Here is a 14,710-nt window from a genome sequence, read left to right on the forward strand (position 1 = left end):
CTGCCCCCCGCCGTTCCCGTCGACGTCCGCGGCGGCGTCGAGCTCCCCGGCCGCCGTTCCGCCGTCGAGCTCCGCACCGCGGACGGGCTCACCCTGGTGGGCGAGCTCGCCCTGCCGCTCGACCGGGACCCGGTCGCCACCCTGGTCACGCTGCACCCTCTGCCGACGGCCGGCGGGTTCATGGACTCGCACGTCATCCGGAAGGCGGCGGCCAGGTTGCCGGCCCTGGCCGACGTCGCCGTCCTGCGTTTCAACTTCCGCGGCGTCTCGTCCCCCCGGGGGCGCTCGGAGGGGACCTTCGGAGAGGGCGAGGCCGAGGCCGCCGACCTGCGGGCGGCCGTGTCGCTGGTGCAGGGAGCCGGGCTGCCCACGCCGTGGCTGCTCGGGTGGTCGTTCGGCACCGAGGTGGCGCTCAAGCACGGCCGCGGCGTCGACGTCGCCGGCCTCCTCCTGCTCTCGCCGCCCCTCCACCGCACGACAGATGCCGAGCTCGCCGCCTGGAACGACTCCGACGTGCCGATCGTGGCCGTCGTGCCGGAGCACGACGACTACCTGCAGCCGGAGGAGGCGCGCACCCGGTTCGCCGCCGTGCCCCGCGCCGAGGTCGTCGCGGTCGAGGGCGGCAAGCACCTGTGGGTGGGCGAGAGGCAGACGGCGAGGGTGCTCGAGGAGATCGTGCGCCGGGTCGCACCCGCGGCGCTCCCGCTGCCGACCACGTGGCCTCCGACGGCGGCCCCGCCTGCCTCTTCCTAGCGCGCGTCCTGTCGGGGCACGACGACCTGGCGGATGATCAGGAGGATCGACGCGGCGACGGGGATGGCGATGAGGGCCCCGAGCACGCCGAGGAGCGTGCCCCCGGTGAGCGCGGCGATGACGACGACGACTCCCGGCACCTTGACCGCCCGGCGCATGATGCGGGGGCTGAGGACGTAGGCCTCGACCTGCATGTAGACGAGGTACCAGATCGCCGCTGTGACCCAGGTCGCGGGGGAGTCGGGCAGCAGCACGATCTGGGCGAGCACGATGATCGCCGAGCCGCTGATCGTGCCGACGAGCGGGATGATCGAGCCGAGGAACGCGATGAAGGCGAACACGGCCGGCTGCTGCGCGCCGATGGAGCTGAGGAACACGAAGCTGAGGACGCCGTTGATGGCGGCGAGCGTGAACTGGCCGATCACGTAGCGGCCGACCGACTGGCTGATCTGCTCGGCGATGTCGGCGAACCGCACGCGCTTGGAGGCAGGGACGAGCTGGTAGACGCCGGCCTTGAAGGTGTTGATCGACGATGTGAAGTAGAGCACGAGGATGACCACGACGACCGTGGCGAAGACGCCGTTGCCGATGGCCACGCCGACCGCGAGCACGCCGCCTCCGATGGTGACCACGTTGTCGGGGTTCGTGAGGAAGTCGAGGACCGAGTCCAGCGCCTGCTGCACGTCGAAGAAGTTCTGCGGCACGAGGGCCTGGAGGTTGTCGACGAACTCCTGCGTGGTGACGCTCTGCAGGTAGGTGACGAGGTTCGTGATGAGGGCGGTGGCCTGGCTGACGATGACGGGCACGATCGCGAAGACCACGCCGACGAAGGCGCCGATCGCGACGGTGAAGACGATCACGATCGCGAGCCAGCGCGGCACCGAGCGGTTCTCGAGCCAGGACACGACGGGATCGAGGCCCAGGGCGATGAAGATCGCGGCCCCCACGTAGGTGAGGATCGTCGAGAGCTCGCTGAGGGCACCTCCGATGACGAGGGCGGCGATCACGCCGAGGCCCGCCAGCAGCCCGAGGCGGAAGGGATCGTGGATCTTCACGCGGACGGCTCCTGTCGACGACCGGTGCGCCGTTCAGCTCGACGCCACCGACTGCCTACTCTGACGCACCCTGTGCCTGCGGGGCCAACACGGCGCGCAGGTTCCCGAGGTACCCGGCGACGGCGTCGCGTTCCTCGCGGATCTCGGCGAGCCGACGCTCGGCGTCGTCGGTGAGCTCTGCCGACCGGCGCTCCGCCTCGTCGATCGAGCTCGTGGCGCGCTGCTCCGCGTTCGCGAGCACGTCTCGGGCCGTCTCGTCTGCCTCGGAACGGACCGTGCGGGCGTGTTCGTGCGACGTGCGCTCCAGCTCGTCCGCCTCTCGGCGTGTCTCGACGGCGCGCTGCCGCGCCTCCTCGAGCTGCGCCGCGGCGTCGTCGAGGTAGCCCTGCGTCTCCGCGACCGCGGCGTGGTGACGCTGCACGAGCTCGCGCTCGGCCTCGTCGCGACGGGTGCGCAGCTCGACCTCCGCGTCGGTGCGACGCACCTCGAGCTCCCGGGCGAGCTCGGCGACGGCGGCCTCCCGGTCGGCGACGAGCCGGGCGTGCTGGGTGGCGGCCTCGGCTCCGAGGCGCACGCGCTGCGCCTCCTCGTCGTCGACGAGCCTGGCCTGGCTCTCGGCCACCTCGGCGTCGAGGTCTGCCCGGGCGTTGACCGTCTCGGCCTCGACGACGGCACGTGCCTCCCCGGCCTCCCGCTCGAGCCGGTCCTGCTGCTGCTGCACCTCGCGCTCGAGGCGTTCGTGCGTCGCGGCGATCTCGGCGGCGAGAGCGTCGCGAGCCGTCGACAGCTCGTGGTCGAGGTCGGCCCTCGCGGACTCGACCTCCCTCCGGGCCGCGACCCGCGCCTCCTCGACCTCGCGCTCGAGCGCGGCGCGCGTCTGCACGACGTCGGCGTCGAGCTCCGCCCTGGTGACGGCGACGTGCTCGGCGAGCTCGGCGCGGCCGGTGTCGACGTCGTCGTCGAGCTCGGCGCGCGCGGCCTCGACCTCGCGAGCGAGGTCGTCCCGTCGTGTCGACACCTCGAGCTCGAGGTCGGCGCGTGTGGTCTCGTCGAGGCGCGCCAGCTCGGCGCGCACCGTCTCGGACTCGCGGGCGAGGTCGGCGCGCACCCGCTCGTCCTCGGCGACGAACTCGGCTCGTGCCCGCTCGGTGTCCCGGGCCAGCGCCGCGGCGCCGTCGCGGGCGTCCGCGACCTCGCGCTCGACCTCTGCGCGCAGCTCGGCGACCTCGCGCTCGGCAGTCGCGTGCAGGGCGGCGACCTCGTGCCGCGCCGTGCTGACGTTCTCCGCCGACTCGGTGGCCGCCGCGCCGCGCATCGCCGAGGAGTCCCGCTGGGCCTCCTGCAGCAGGGCACGTGCCTCGCCTCGCGCCCTGGCGACCATGCGGTCGGCCTCGCCGGTGCTCTCGGCCACCTGCGCGGTCGCGCGGCCGCGGGCGTCCTCGAGGAGCGCGTCCGCGCGCTCCCGCGCGTCGGAGAGGACCCGGCGCGCCTCGGTCGTCGACGACGTGCGGAGCTCCTCGGAGTCGATGTCGGCCTTGCTGACGAGGGCCGTCGCCTGCTCCTCGGCGAGTCGGAGGGTCTGCTCGAGCTTGCTGCCGAGCCCGGCGTAGGTCGGCGTGCCGGCCTCCTCGAGCTCCGTCTGCAGGTCGTCGAGCCGGGTCTGGAGGTGCTTGACGGAGGCTGCCATCTCGGCACGGTCGGCGTTGGCCTTGATCAGCTCTCGCCGGAGGTCGCCGAGGGCCGCGTCGACGTCGTCCTTGCGGTAGCCGCGCAGCTCGGTCCCGAATTCCGTGTCGTCAGCAGCCACTGTTGTCTCCCTCGCGTCCGTCACGGGCACTGGTCCCGTGCCCGGCGCGTCGATTTTAGCGGTCGGAGCACCCCGTGAGGGCGCCGGCGGAGCTCGCAGCCGTCCCCGAGGAACGCCGGGGTGCGGCACTCAGGCTGGTCGGATACGCTGAGCCGTCTTAAATACCCGCCGCCGTGCCCGGCCTCCCGGCCAGGCCCGCGCGAGCTCCGTCGGCGTCTGCCGCGGCGTTCCCACCCGACCGGGATGGCGGCACGGAGGGAGAAGCAACGTGCGTTTCATCATCGCTGTCGTCGTCGTCGTGCTCGCGGCGCTGATGGTGGGCCTCGGGTTCGCGCAGCGCACGGTGTTCGCGCCTCCGTCGAGCGTGTCCTCGTCCGTCTCGACCAGTGCGTCGGAGGCGACCGTGACGGTCGTCCCCGCCGCGGCCCTGCACGGTCGCGACGGGCGGCAGGCGGTCTCGATCGACGGAGCCGACACGGTGTTCGCGGCCACGGGCCGCACCTCCGACGTCCTCGGCTGGGTCGGCGACGCCGACTACAACCTCGTCGAGTGGGACGCGGACGCGAGCGAACTCACGGCTCGCACCGTCTCCGGGGACGAGACGACCGTGCCCGACCCCGCCGACTCCGACCTCTGGTACGACCAGTACACCGGCAGCCCCCTCACGTTCTCGCTCGACGCGCCCGACGACGTCTCGCTGGTCGTCGTGTCGGACGGCACGGCCCCTGCCCCCGCGGACCTCGCCGTGACGTGGCCCCTCTCGACCGCCACCCCGACGGCCGGGCCGCTCATCGTGGGCGGCCTCGTGACGCTCCTGGTCGGCGTGCTCCTGTACATCTGGGCGATCGTGCACCACCGTCGCACGCGGGGCCCTCGTCGCACCTCGAGCGACGGCTCGCGGCCGAAGATGAGGCGGCCCTCCCGGCGGCGTGCGCTCAGGGCGGGCACGCCCGAGTCGATCGACGCCTCAGGGTCGTCCGGAACGCGCCGGGGCCGCACCCGACGGTCGGTCGCCGTCGTCCCGGTCCTCCTCGTCGGGTCGCTCGCCCTCGCCGGCTGCTCGTCCGACTACTGGCCTGCGCCCGCCGAGGGCGCCGGCGCGAGTTCGTCCGCGACGGCGACGCCCACGGCCACCGCCACTGCCGGCGCCGACTCCGAGGACGAGGCTCCGAGCGTGCAGCCGCCGGTGGTCACCGTCGCCCAGGCCGAGCGCATCGTCCAGCGCATCTCGGCGGTGGCGTCGCAGGCGGACGGCGCGCTCGACGCCGCGCTGGCCGAGACCCGCTTCACCGGCCCCGCTCTGCAGCAGCGCCAGGCGGCCTACGTCATCCGGGCCAAGGACGCCGCAGCTGCGGGCCCCCTGGCCGTCCCGGCCGGCGACGTCACTCTGACGCTCCCGCAGCAGTCCGACACGTGGCCCCGTACCCTCTTCACGGTCGTCCAGGACGCCGACGCCACCAAGGCGCCGGTGGCGCTGACCCTGCTGCAGGAGTCGGCTCGAGACCCCTACAAGGTCGAGTACGTGCAGTCGCTGGAGGCGCAGGCCACCCTGCCGACGGTCGCACCCGCGACGATCGGGGCCGCGAGGCTCGCACCCGACGTGAAGCTCCTGACGCTGCGGCCCGACCAGCTAGCCGAGGCCTACGGCGACATCCTGCGGAACGGCGACGAGAGCCAGTGGGCCGCGCAGTTCCAGGGCGAGGGCGACACCCTGCGGGACAAGATCGGCAAGGCCTACAAGGACGCGAAGCGGACGGCCCTGCCGACCACCGCCTCCATCGACTTCTCGTCCACCCCGGTCGAGGACGACGCCGTGGCCTTCGCGACCAACGACGCCGGTGCACTGGTCTCGGTCGCGCTGAACGAGGTCGAGACGGTCAAGCCGACCGCCGAGGGCGCGAGCGTCGAGCCGCAGGGCGTCGTCAAGTCGCTGCTCGGCCTCGACACGTCCAAGAAGGGCATCGAGGCGACCTACGGTGTCCAGTTGTTGTTCCAGGTGCCTCCCGTGGGCAGCGACGACAAGATCGTCCTGCTCGGCTTCAGCCAGGCACTCATCCAAGCGAAGGAGCTGCCGTGACCGGCCTTCCCCCCGTCCCCGCCGGCCTCCGAGGGGCCGTCGACCTGTCGTCCCTCGTCAACCGGCCAGCGTCCGCCGCGGCCGGGGCACCGGCCCAGCCTGCTGCTCCCGGCCAGCCGACGGGTGCCCCGGGTGCCCCGGGTGCCCCGGGTGCCCCGGGCGCCTCCTCGGTGGCGGTGCCGGCGCTCGTCGTCGACGCGACCGACGCGACCTTCTCCCAGGTGCTCGAGCTGAGCAACACGGTCCCCGTGATCGTGGACCTCTGGGCCGAGTGGTGCGGGCCGTGCAAGCAGCTCTCCCCGGTCCTCGACAAGCTCGTGGCCGAGTACGCCGGGCGGCTGCTGCTCGTCAAGGTCGACGTCGACGCGAACCCCCAGCTGACCGAGGCGTTCCAGGCGCAGTCCATCCCCGCGGTGGCGGCCGTCATCGGCGGTCGGCCCGTGCAGCTGTTCGTCGGCGCGCTGCCCGAGGCGCAGGTGCGCGATGTCTTCGAGCAGGTGCTCGAGCTGGCCGCCCAGAACGGCGTCACCGGGACGGCCGTCGTCGACGGCGCCGCGGCCGCGGCGGACGGCGAGGCCGCCGAGCCCGAGCCTGAGCCTCTTCCGCCGCACCACCAGGACGCCTACGACGCGATCGACCGGGGCGACTACGACGCGGCGATCACGGCGTACCGCACGGCCATCGCGCAGGACCCGCGCGACCAGCTGGCCGTCGCGGGCCTCGCCCAGGTGTCGCTGATCGCCCGCCTCCAGGGCGTGACTATCGCCGACGTCCGCGGGGCGGCCGCGGCTGCGCCGACCGACGTCGACGCCCAGTTGGCCGTGGCCGACCTCGACGTCAGCGGCGGCCACGTCGACGACGCCTTCGACCGCGTGCTCACGGTGTTCCCGTCCCTCAACGCGACGGGCAAGGACGCAGCGCGCACGCGCCTCCTCGACTACTTCGAGATCGTCGGCCTCGACGACCCCCGGGTCGCCGCGGCGCGCCGTCGGCTGACGATGCTGCTCTACTGATCTGCGCCCCGCACGAGAAGGGCCCCGACGACCAGGTCGTCGGGGCCTTTCTCGTGGTGCCGCACGACGGTGCGGCCGGATCAGCGGCGGAGCTTCAGCCAGACGACGCCGAGCGGGGGCAGCTGCACGTCGGCGGAGGCGGGACGCCCGGCCCACGGGCTGTCCACGGCCGTGACCGCGCCGAAGTTCCCGACGCCCGACCCGCCGTAGATCGTCGCGTCGGTGTTGAGCACCTCGTCCCACGTGCCGGCCTCGGGCAGGCCGAAGCGCATGCGCTGCGGCTGGCCCGAGAAGTTCGCCAGCACGGCGAGCGAGTCGCCCGAGCCCGACTTCCGCAGGAAGGCGACGACGCTCTGCTCGCCGGCGCCGCCGTCGATCCACTCGAAGCCGTCGGTGTCGAAGTCGTGTGCCCAGAGCGCGCTCTCCGACTTGTACACCTGGTTGAGGCGAGCCACGAGGTCGAAGACCTGCTGGTGCTGCGGCCGGTCGAGCACCGACCAGTCGAGCCCCAGCTCCTGGCTCCACTCGGTGGGCTGGCCGAACTCCGAGCCCATGAAGAGCAGCTGCTTGCCGGGGTGCCCCCACATGTAGGCGAGGTAGGCCCGCAGATTAGCGCGCTTCTGCCAGTCGTCGCCGGGCATCTTCTCGAAGAGCGAGCCCTTGCCGTAGACGACCTCGTCGTGGCTGATCGGCAGCATGAAGTTCTCGCTCCACGCGTAGTGGAACGAGAAGGTGATCTCGCCGTGGTGGTACGAGCGGTACAGCGGGTCCTTCTCGACGTAGTCGAGGGTGTCGTGCATCCAGCCCATGTTCCACTTGAGGCCGAAGCCGAGGCCGCCCTCGCTGGTGGGTCGCGAGACGCCCGGCCAGCTGGTCGACTCCTCGGCGATCATGACGATGCCGGGGTGGCGACGGTAGGCCGTGGCGTTGGTCTCCTGCAGGAAGGAGATCGCCTCGGTGGCCTCGCGGCCGCCGTGCTCGTTCGGCAGCCACTCGCCGTCGTTCCGGCTGTAGTCGAGGTAGAGCATCGAGGCCACGGCGTCGACGCGGAGGCCGTCGACGTGGAACTCCTCGAACCAGTACAGCGCGTTCGCGACCAGGAAGTTCCGCACCTGGGAGTCGCCGAAGTTGAAGACGTAGGTGCCCCAGTCGGGCTGTTCGCCACGACGCGGGTCGGAGTGCTCGTAGACGCTGCGGCCGTCGAAGCGCCCGAGCGCCCACTCGTCCTTCGGGAAGTGCCCGGGCACCCAGTCGACGATGACGCCGATGCCGGCCTGGTGCAGCCGGTCGATGAGGTAGCGCAGGTCGTCGGGGGAGCCCCAGGTGCTCTGCGGCGCGTAGTAGCCGGTGACCTGATAGCCCCACGAGCCGCCGAAGGGGTGCTGCGCGAGCGGCATGAACTCGACGTGCGTGAAGCCGAGCGCGGTGACGTAGTCGACGAGCGGGTCGGCCAGCTCGCGGAACCCGAGGCCGGGCTTCCACGAGCCGACGTGCAGCTCGTACACGCTCATCGGGCCGGCGTGCTGGTCGGTCGCCGCGCGGCGCTCGAGCCAGGCATCGTCGCCCCAGTCGTGGCCGGCCTCGGTGATGACGGAGGCGGTGGCCGGGGGGACCTCGGCGCGGCGCGCCATCGGGTCGGCCCGCTCGACCCACTCGCCGTCGGGCGTGAGGATCTGGTACTTGTACGAGCCCTGGTCCACCCCTGGCACGAAGAGCTCCCACACGCCGTTGCCGTCGAGCCGGCGCATCGCGTGCCGGTCGCCCCACCAGCCGTTCAGGTCGCCGACCACGCGGACGGCCTGCGCGTGCGGCGCCCAGACCGCGAAGGAGGTGCCCCGGACGCCCTCGTGCTCGCGCACGTGGCTGCCCAGCACGGTCCAGAGCTGCTCGTGGCGGCCCTCTCCGAAGAGGTAGAGGTCGAGGTCGCCCACCGTGGGGGAGAACCGGTACGGGTCGTCGGCGACCCAGGGGGCGCCTCCTTCGTAGTCGGCCGTGACCTGGTAGCCGCCGAGCGGCGCCGCGGCGACGCCCTGCCAGAGGCCGTGCGCGTGGTGCTCGAGCACGACGGCCTCGCCGGAGGCGCCCGTCACCCTGACGGAGCCGGCCAGCGGCCGGACGACGCGCACGACGGTGACGCCGTCCACCGTGTGCTCGCCGAGCAGGGCGTGCGGGTGGGCATGGCGGCCCTCGGCGGCCGCCTGGACCTCGGCATCGTCGAGATGCGGGAGCCGGGGAGTCTCGGGCTCGGCCGCGGCGGGCTCGCTGCGCACGTCCGGGGGCGTCGGGTCCTCGTGCCGCACGTCGGCCGTGACGGCCTCGTGGGTCGCGACGGGCGCGTCGGCGGCATCCGGGACCTCGTCGGACTCGGCCGGGTCGGTCGTGTCGTCGGGCTCGTCGGCCGTCGTGGGCTCGTCGGTCGCCGACGGCTCGTCGGCGGGGAGCGGGGGCTCGGCCGTGACGGGCGGGTCGTCGACGTCGGGCACCGAGGTGACCGGCTCGGCGGCGGCGGCGGGCTCGGGCTGGACGGGCTCGCGGGGCTCGTCGTCTCGCGACGAGCCGTGGCGGGAGAAGATGCTCATGGTGGGTCGCCTTCCTACGGCGCTCGGGTGAGGTCGACGGAGAGCACGTGCACGGGCTCCACGAAGGCGTCGAGGCGGACGTAGTTGTCGTCGCCCCAGGTCCACGACTGGCCGGTGATGAGATCGCGGACCGTGTAGGTGCCGCCGGGCGCGAGCCCGAACTTCGTCACGTCGAGGTGCACGGTGGTCTCACGGGCCGAGTGCGGGTCGACGTTCGCGACGACGATGATCGCGTCGGCCCGGCCGCTGCGCGTGTGCGCCCGCGACAGGTACTTCGAGTAGACGAGCACGGCGTCGTCGTCGCTCGAGTGCAGGTCGAGGTTGCGGAGCTGGCGGAGCGCCGGGTGCGAGCTGCGGATCCGGTTGAGCTGGGTCAGGTACGGGGCGAGGGTCGCGCCCTCCGCCTCCGCGCCGGCCCAGTCGCGAGGCTTGTACTCGTACTTCTCGTTGTCGATGTTCTCCTCCGAGCCCGGGCGGGCGACGTCCTCGAAGAGCTCGTAGCCCGAGTAGACGCCCCAGGTCGGCGACGCCGTCGCGGCGATCGCGGCCCGCACCTTGTAGGCCGGGCGCCCGCCGTACTGCAGGTAGGGCGTGAGGATGTCGTGGGTGTTGACGAAGAGGTTCGGGCGCAGCCAGGCGCTCGTCTCCTTCGACAGCTCGTCGAGGTACTCCTCGAGCTCCCACTTCTCGTTGCGCCAGGTGAAGTACGTGTACGACTGGTGGAACCCGACCCGGGCGAGCGCCTGCATCATGGCCGGCTTGGTGAACGCCTCCGAGAGGAACACCACCTCGGGGTTCGTCTGCCGCACCTCGTGCAGCAGCCACTCCCAGAAGCGCACCGGCTTCGTGTGCGGGTTGTCGACGCGGAAGATCGTGACCCCGAGCTCGATCCAGTGCCGCACGATGCGCAGCACCTCGCGGCTGACGCCCTCGTAGTCGTTGTCGAAGTTCAGGGGGTAGATGTCCTGGTACTTCTTCGGCGGGTTCTCGGCGTAGGCGATCGTGCCGTCGGGCAGCGTCGTGAACCACTCGGGGTGCTCAGTGACCCACGGGTGGTCGGGCGAGCACTGCAGCGCCAGGTCGAGCGCGAGCTCGAGACCGGTGTTCTTGGCGGTGTCGACGAACCAGCGGAAGTCGGCGAGCGTGCCGAGGTCGGGGTGCACCGCGTCGTGGCCGCCGTCGGCCGAGCCGATCGCGTACGGCGACCCCGGGTCGTTCGGGCCGGCGGTCAGGGTGTTGTTCGGCCCCTTGCGGAACGTCGTGCCGATGGGGTGCACCGGGGGGATGTACAGCACGTCGAAGCCCATCCGCGAGATGGCGGGGAGGCGGCGGGCCGCGGTGCGGAACGTGCCGCTCTTCCAGGTGCCGTCGGCCAGCTTCTTCGCGCCCTCGCTGCGGGGGAAGAACTCGTACCAGCTGCCGACCGCGGCGCGGCTTCGCTCGACGCGCAGCTCCTCGGGGGCGCTGCGGGTGACCAGGCTGGCCATCGGCTTCGCCGTGAAGACGGCGGCGAGGCGGGCGTCGGTCGCGACGCGGAGGCGCGAGCCGGGCGAGAGGGCCTCGTTCGCGAGCGCCTTGGCCGCGTCCCGCACGAGCGTCGTGTCGGGGTAGCCGGGGGCGGCGGCGGCCAGGAGGCGGCTTCCGATGGCGAAGGTGACCTCGACGTCCAGCTCGGCCGGGACCTTGATCTCGGCCGTGTGCAGCCAGGTCGCCCAGTCGTCGGTGTACGCCTCGACCTGCCACGTCCAGTCGCCCTCCGTCTCGAGCTGCACCTCCGTCGTCCAGCGGTCGGTGCCGGGCAGGCCCGCGACGAGCGGGTGCCGGGACTCGGACCCGGAGGGGTCGGTCAGGACCAGGTCGGCTCCGACGACGTCGTGCCCCTCGCGGAAGACCGTCGCGCCGAAGGGCACGACCTCTCCGGAGAAGGCCTTCGTCGGGAAGTCCCGGTCGGGGGTGGTCGGGGAGAGCGCCGTGACGGGGATCCGCCCGACTCTGGGTTCGTATGCTGTCGCCACGGTGGCGACGCTACCCGGTCTCGAGGCCCGGCGTCCCGCCTCCTCGGGGGACGGCGCGAGATGGCCGGGCGGAGTCGCCGGGTGGCCGGCGGGTGAGATCGGTTGCCCCCCGGACTGGGTGCATGTGAGCGCATGGAAAACCCTGTCGGCATTTCGGGGGACCCGGTAGCGTCGATCCCGTCAGCAGGCCAGCCGCCGCGGGACCCGAACCCCGCGAGCCCGGCGCCCGCGGACGGCGTCGTCGGACCCGAACCCCACGACGCGGCACTGCCCCGACACTCGTCACCCCGGACCGGACGCGCAAGGCTCGGCCCCAGGGCGACGTTCGACGCGCCTGGGCGCGGACAGGACAGATCATGAACACCTTCGTCAAGAGCGCCGTCGCCGGCGCGGCCGGCGTCGCCCTCCTCCTCGGGGGCGCGGGCACCTTCGCCGTCTGGAACAGCAGCGCGAGCGCCTCGGCGGGCGTGCTGCAGACGGGCCAGCTCGCCCTCTCGACCGTGGCCGGGTCCGGCCAGTGGAAGGACCTGAAGACCGGGTCGGTGCTGAGCGCCGCCGAGCTCCCGTCGTACCGGATGATCCCCGGCACGCAGCTCGAGTACACGGTGCCCGTCACGGTGACGGCCACGGGGACCGGGCTGAAGGCCGTCTTCTCGTACGACCTCGGCGCCACGTCGAGCACGCTCACGAGCGTCGTCCCCGCCCTGACCGTGCAGAAGAGCCGCACCGACGCGGGCCTGCCGGCCGGCTTCACGGCCGTCAGCGGCAAGGCGAACTCCTTCTCCGTCACGCCGTCGGCCACGAGCACCGACGCCGTCGCGCGCCTCGGGATCACCGTGCCGACCGACGCCGACAACAGCACCCAGAACAAGACCCTCGACCTCAGCAAGGTCGTCTTCACGCTGACGCAGGTCGAGTAGCGGGAGGCCCGTCCGTGCATCACAGCCCACGTCGCACCGCACGTCACGCCGCTCCGCGGCGCGGCGTGCTGCGGCGCGTGTGGACGGGCACGGCCGTGCTGGGCGGGGCCGTCGCGCTCGGGCTCGCCGCGACCGGCGGGTCGTACGCGCTCTGGAGCTCGTCCGCTCCCGGTCGGACGACCGGGATCGTGACCACCGGCACGGCCGCGCTCGCCGTGACGCAGCCGACCGGCCTGACCTCGACGGGCCTCCTTCCCGGCACGTCGGCCGTGGGCTCCTTCTCCCTCACGAATCGCGGGGTCGTTCCGTTGGCGGCGACGGTCACGACGACGGGGGCGCGGGGCATGTACGACGGCCCCGTATCCGGTGCGTCCCTGGACGAGCTCCAGCTGCGGGTGGCGGCCCGGCCAGCCGGCGGGACGTGCGCCTCGGCGCTCTCCGGGGCCGCCGCCGCCCGGCTGGTGGGGTTCCGCGCCCCGGACCTGCTGCCACGGCTCGAGCCAGGCGCCTCGGCGACGATCTGCGTCGAGGTGCTGCTCGACGCCGACGCCCCGCAGTCCGTTCAGGGAGCCGTCGACAGCTGGTCGGTCCGCGTCGTCGGAACGCAGGTGGTGTCGTGAGCGGGCGCGTCGCGCGGCGACGTGCGCTCGGGCGCGGCGCCGTGCTCGTCGCCCTCGTCGTGGCCCTCGTGGGCACCGGGACGGGCACGGGCTGGGCTCTCTGGACCGCCACCGTCGACGCCGCCTCGCAGACGACGTTCGCCAAGGTCGACCTCGAGCTCGAGTCGTCGAGCCCCCGCGCCGTCGACTACACGGCCGTGGGCCAGTCCGTGACGACCGCGGTCACGATCTACAGCGGCGGCACGGTGCCGGCGGACTACCGGCTGTCGGTCGTGGTGGGGACGACGGGCGCCGTCTCGGCCGACCTGCCCGCTCGCGTCGACGTGCAGGCCTGGCCGGCGACCACCGCCTCCTGCACCTCGGCCGTCCCGCCGGACGCGATCGGCGGCACGTGGGCGTCGGCGCCGGTCGCGACGGGGACCGTGGCCGCCTCGAGCAGGGTGACCTGGTGCTATCGCTCGACCGTCTCCTCCTCGGCCCCCGACAAGGCCACGGTCAACCCGAGGTTCGAGGTCGTCGGCGGCTCGCACGGCTGGACCGACCGGGCCAGCATCCAGGACTTCTACCAGAACACCCGGTTCGCGAGCCCGGCGCCGACGGCCCGTGCGCTCAGCTGTGGGACCACGGACACCGGCGACGGGACCTCGTTCGCGACGGTCTCGTGGGACGCCCCGCTCGACTCCGACCAGTGGGGCCTGTTCGTCGCCGGGCAGCGGGTGGGGAACACCGTGTCGGGCCAGGCACCGACGAAGGAGCACGTCGTGACGCGCGACCACGTGCCCGCCTCGCTCGTGCCCGACGGCCGTGTGACGGTCGACGTGCGGTCGGTCGCGGGCGCCGAGCCGGGACCGGTCGCCTGGACGGGGGCGGTCGTCGTCGGGCCCAACGCCCAGGGGCAGCGACAGGTGTCGTGCCCGTGAGCGCGGATGCCGGGACAGCGGCCGGGGCTGGCGCCCCCGACGGTGGACGTGGCCTGCTCGGGGCGCTGCTCCTCGGCCTCAGCGTCGGCGTGCTGGGCCTCGTCGTCGGGCTCGCCGCTCTGCTCGTCGTCGTCCCGAAGGCCACGGGGTCGACGCCGCTCACCGTGCTGACGAGCTCGATGGAGCCGACCTTCCCGCCCGGCACGCTGCTCGTCGTGCGGCCCGTCGACACCGATCTGGTCGAGCCGGGCGACGTGCTGACGTACCAGGTCGAGTCCGGCGAGGCGGCGGTCGTCACCCACCGGGTGGTCGAGGTCGTGTCGTCGTCCGACGGCACGCGCTCGTTCGTGATGCGCGGCGACGCCAACGGCAGCGTCGACGCCGACCCGGTCATGCCCGTGCAGGTGAGGGGCGCCGTCTGGTACAGCCTGCCGCTCGTCGGCTGGGTCGCCCAGGCCGTGGGCGGCGAGGGTCGTGGCTGGGTCGCCACCGCCGTCGGCGTCGCCCTCTGCCTCTACTCGGTCGCGGCGCTCACCGTGGGGGTCCGGCGCAGGAGGCGCGCCAGGGCAGGCAGGACGGGCCGCGGCCGGAGGACCGCCGGCGCGCGCTGACCCCTCAACTGGGTGGATGCAGTTGCATCGAGATGCCTTGTCCGCCATCAGGGGGACCGGTAAAGTCGGACACGTCGACGCGGCCTGCCCGCCCGGGGTGCGATCCGCCCCGAGAGCCCGGCGCCCTCGACACGCTCGTCAGCACGACGGGCACCGTCCTGCCGTCACCCCGGTCGATCGCCGTGGGTGCCGCCCCAGGACGCTGCTGCAGCGCGCCCGGACCCGGCCCGAACCGGTCCGGTCGCCGGCAGCGGTCCGTCGTGCCCCGAGCGGACGGCACGCCTCCGTGCGCCCGTACCGCGCAGCACGGAGCCCCGCTCGGACCGCGCCGTGGCGCGGT

At 73.2% G+C, this 14,710-nt stretch carries 11 protein-coding genes; 7 read left to right on the forward strand and 4 right to left on the reverse strand.

The annotated features are described in order from the left end of the window. Positions 1-753, forward strand: coding sequence for an alpha/beta family hydrolase (locus ES689_RS02730; RefSeq protein ID WP_191330232.1), 753 nt, complete (start codon positions 1-3; stop codon positions 751-753). Here the strand turns inward: ES689_RS02730 and ES689_RS02735 are convergent. Together ES689_RS02735 and ES689_RS02740 are read right to left on the reverse strand one after the other, a co-directional pair. Next, positions 750-1,808 (reverse strand): AI-2E family transporter, encoded by a 1,059-nt coding sequence (locus ES689_RS02735; RefSeq protein ID WP_146899857.1) that lies wholly within the window; start codon positions 1,806-1,808, stop codon positions 750-752. The two genes, ES689_RS02730 and ES689_RS02735, sit on opposite strands and share 4 nt — an antisense overlap. A gap of 55 nt (positions 1,809-1,863) precedes the next feature. Continuing rightward, the gene (locus tag ES689_RS02740; protein WP_191330145.1) at positions 1,864-3,615 is read right to left on the reverse strand and encodes a hypothetical protein; all 1,752 of its coding nucleotides are present in this window, start codon (positions 3,613-3,615) and stop codon (positions 1,864-1,866) included. Positions 3,616-3,883: 268 nt separating this feature from the next. Here ES689_RS02740 and ES689_RS02745 point away from each other — a divergent pair, with 268 nt between their 5' ends. Both ES689_RS02745 and ES689_RS02750 read left to right on the forward strand, forming a co-directional pair. Further along, positions 3,884-5,692 (forward strand): hypothetical protein, encoded by a 1,809-nt coding sequence (locus ES689_RS02745; RefSeq protein ID WP_146899863.1) that lies wholly within the window; start codon positions 3,884-3,886, stop codon positions 5,690-5,692. Next, on the forward strand, positions 5,689-6,705 hold the full coding sequence (locus tag ES689_RS02750; protein WP_146899866.1) for a tetratricopeptide repeat protein: 1,017 nt from the start codon (positions 5,689-5,691) through the stop codon (positions 6,703-6,705). Before ES689_RS02745 ends, ES689_RS02750 begins: the two co-directional genes overlap by 4 nt. An 80-nt stretch (positions 6,706-6,785) precedes the next feature. Here the strand turns inward: ES689_RS02750 and glgB are convergent, their stop codons facing one another. Beyond that, positions 6,786-9,284, reverse strand: a complete 2,499-nt coding sequence (gene glgB / locus ES689_RS02755) for a 1,4-alpha-glucan branching protein GlgB (RefSeq protein WP_223269342.1) — start codon at positions 9,282-9,284, stop codon at positions 6,786-6,788. Positions 9,285-9,298: 14 nt separating this feature from the next. After that, positions 9,299-11,299 carry an alpha-1,4-glucan--maltose-1-phosphate maltosyltransferase gene (locus tag ES689_RS02760; RefSeq protein WP_146899869.1) on the reverse strand — a complete coding sequence of 667 codons (2,001 nt, stop codon included), beginning with the start codon at positions 11,297-11,299 and terminating at the stop codon, positions 9,299-9,301. Between the two features lie 356 nt (positions 11,300-11,655). On the opposite strand from ES689_RS02760, the gene ES689_RS02765 reads away from it, so the two are divergent. From ES689_RS02765 to ES689_RS02780, 4 genes are read left to right on the forward strand one after another with little or no spacing between them, the layout of a single operon-like run. Next, complete coding sequence (locus ES689_RS02765; protein WP_146899872.1) at positions 11,656-12,219, forward strand: alternate-type signal peptide domain-containing protein; 564 nt, start codon at positions 11,656-11,658, stop codon at positions 12,217-12,219. Positions 12,220-12,233: 14 nt separating this feature from the next. Then, positions 12,234-12,839 (forward strand): hypothetical protein, encoded by a 606-nt coding sequence (locus ES689_RS02770; protein ID WP_146899874.1) that lies wholly within the window; start codon positions 12,234-12,236, stop codon positions 12,837-12,839. Continuing rightward, a complete protein-coding gene (locus ES689_RS02775) occupies positions 12,836-13,759 on the forward strand; it encodes a hypothetical protein (protein WP_146899877.1) in 924 nt (307 codons plus the stop codon). The genes ES689_RS02770 and ES689_RS02775 overlap by 4 nt, the downstream gene beginning before the upstream one ends. Beyond that, positions 13,756-14,370 (forward strand): signal peptidase I, encoded by a 615-nt coding sequence (locus tag ES689_RS02780; protein ID WP_223269343.1) that lies wholly within the window; start codon positions 13,756-13,758, stop codon positions 14,368-14,370. Before ES689_RS02775 ends, ES689_RS02780 begins: the two co-directional genes overlap by 4 nt. The last annotated feature ends 340 nt before the right edge of the window (positions 14,371-14,710 follow it).

This window comes from Frigoribacterium sp. ACAM 257, assembly GCF_007954365.1.
In the GTDB taxonomy this organism is placed as follows: domain Bacteria; phylum Actinomycetota; class Actinomycetes; order Actinomycetales; family Microbacteriaceae; genus Frigoribacterium.

Bases quoted from the DNA above. Each gene is read 5' to 3' on its own strand.
- ES689_RS02765 (WP_146899872.1), top strand. From the start codon at position 11,656: ATGAACACCTTCGTCAAGAGCGCCGTCGCCGGCGCGGCCGGCGTCGCC.
- glgB (WP_223269342.1), bottom strand. From the start codon at position 9,284: ATGAGCATCTTCTCCCGCCACGGCTCGTCGCGAGACGACGAGCCCCGC.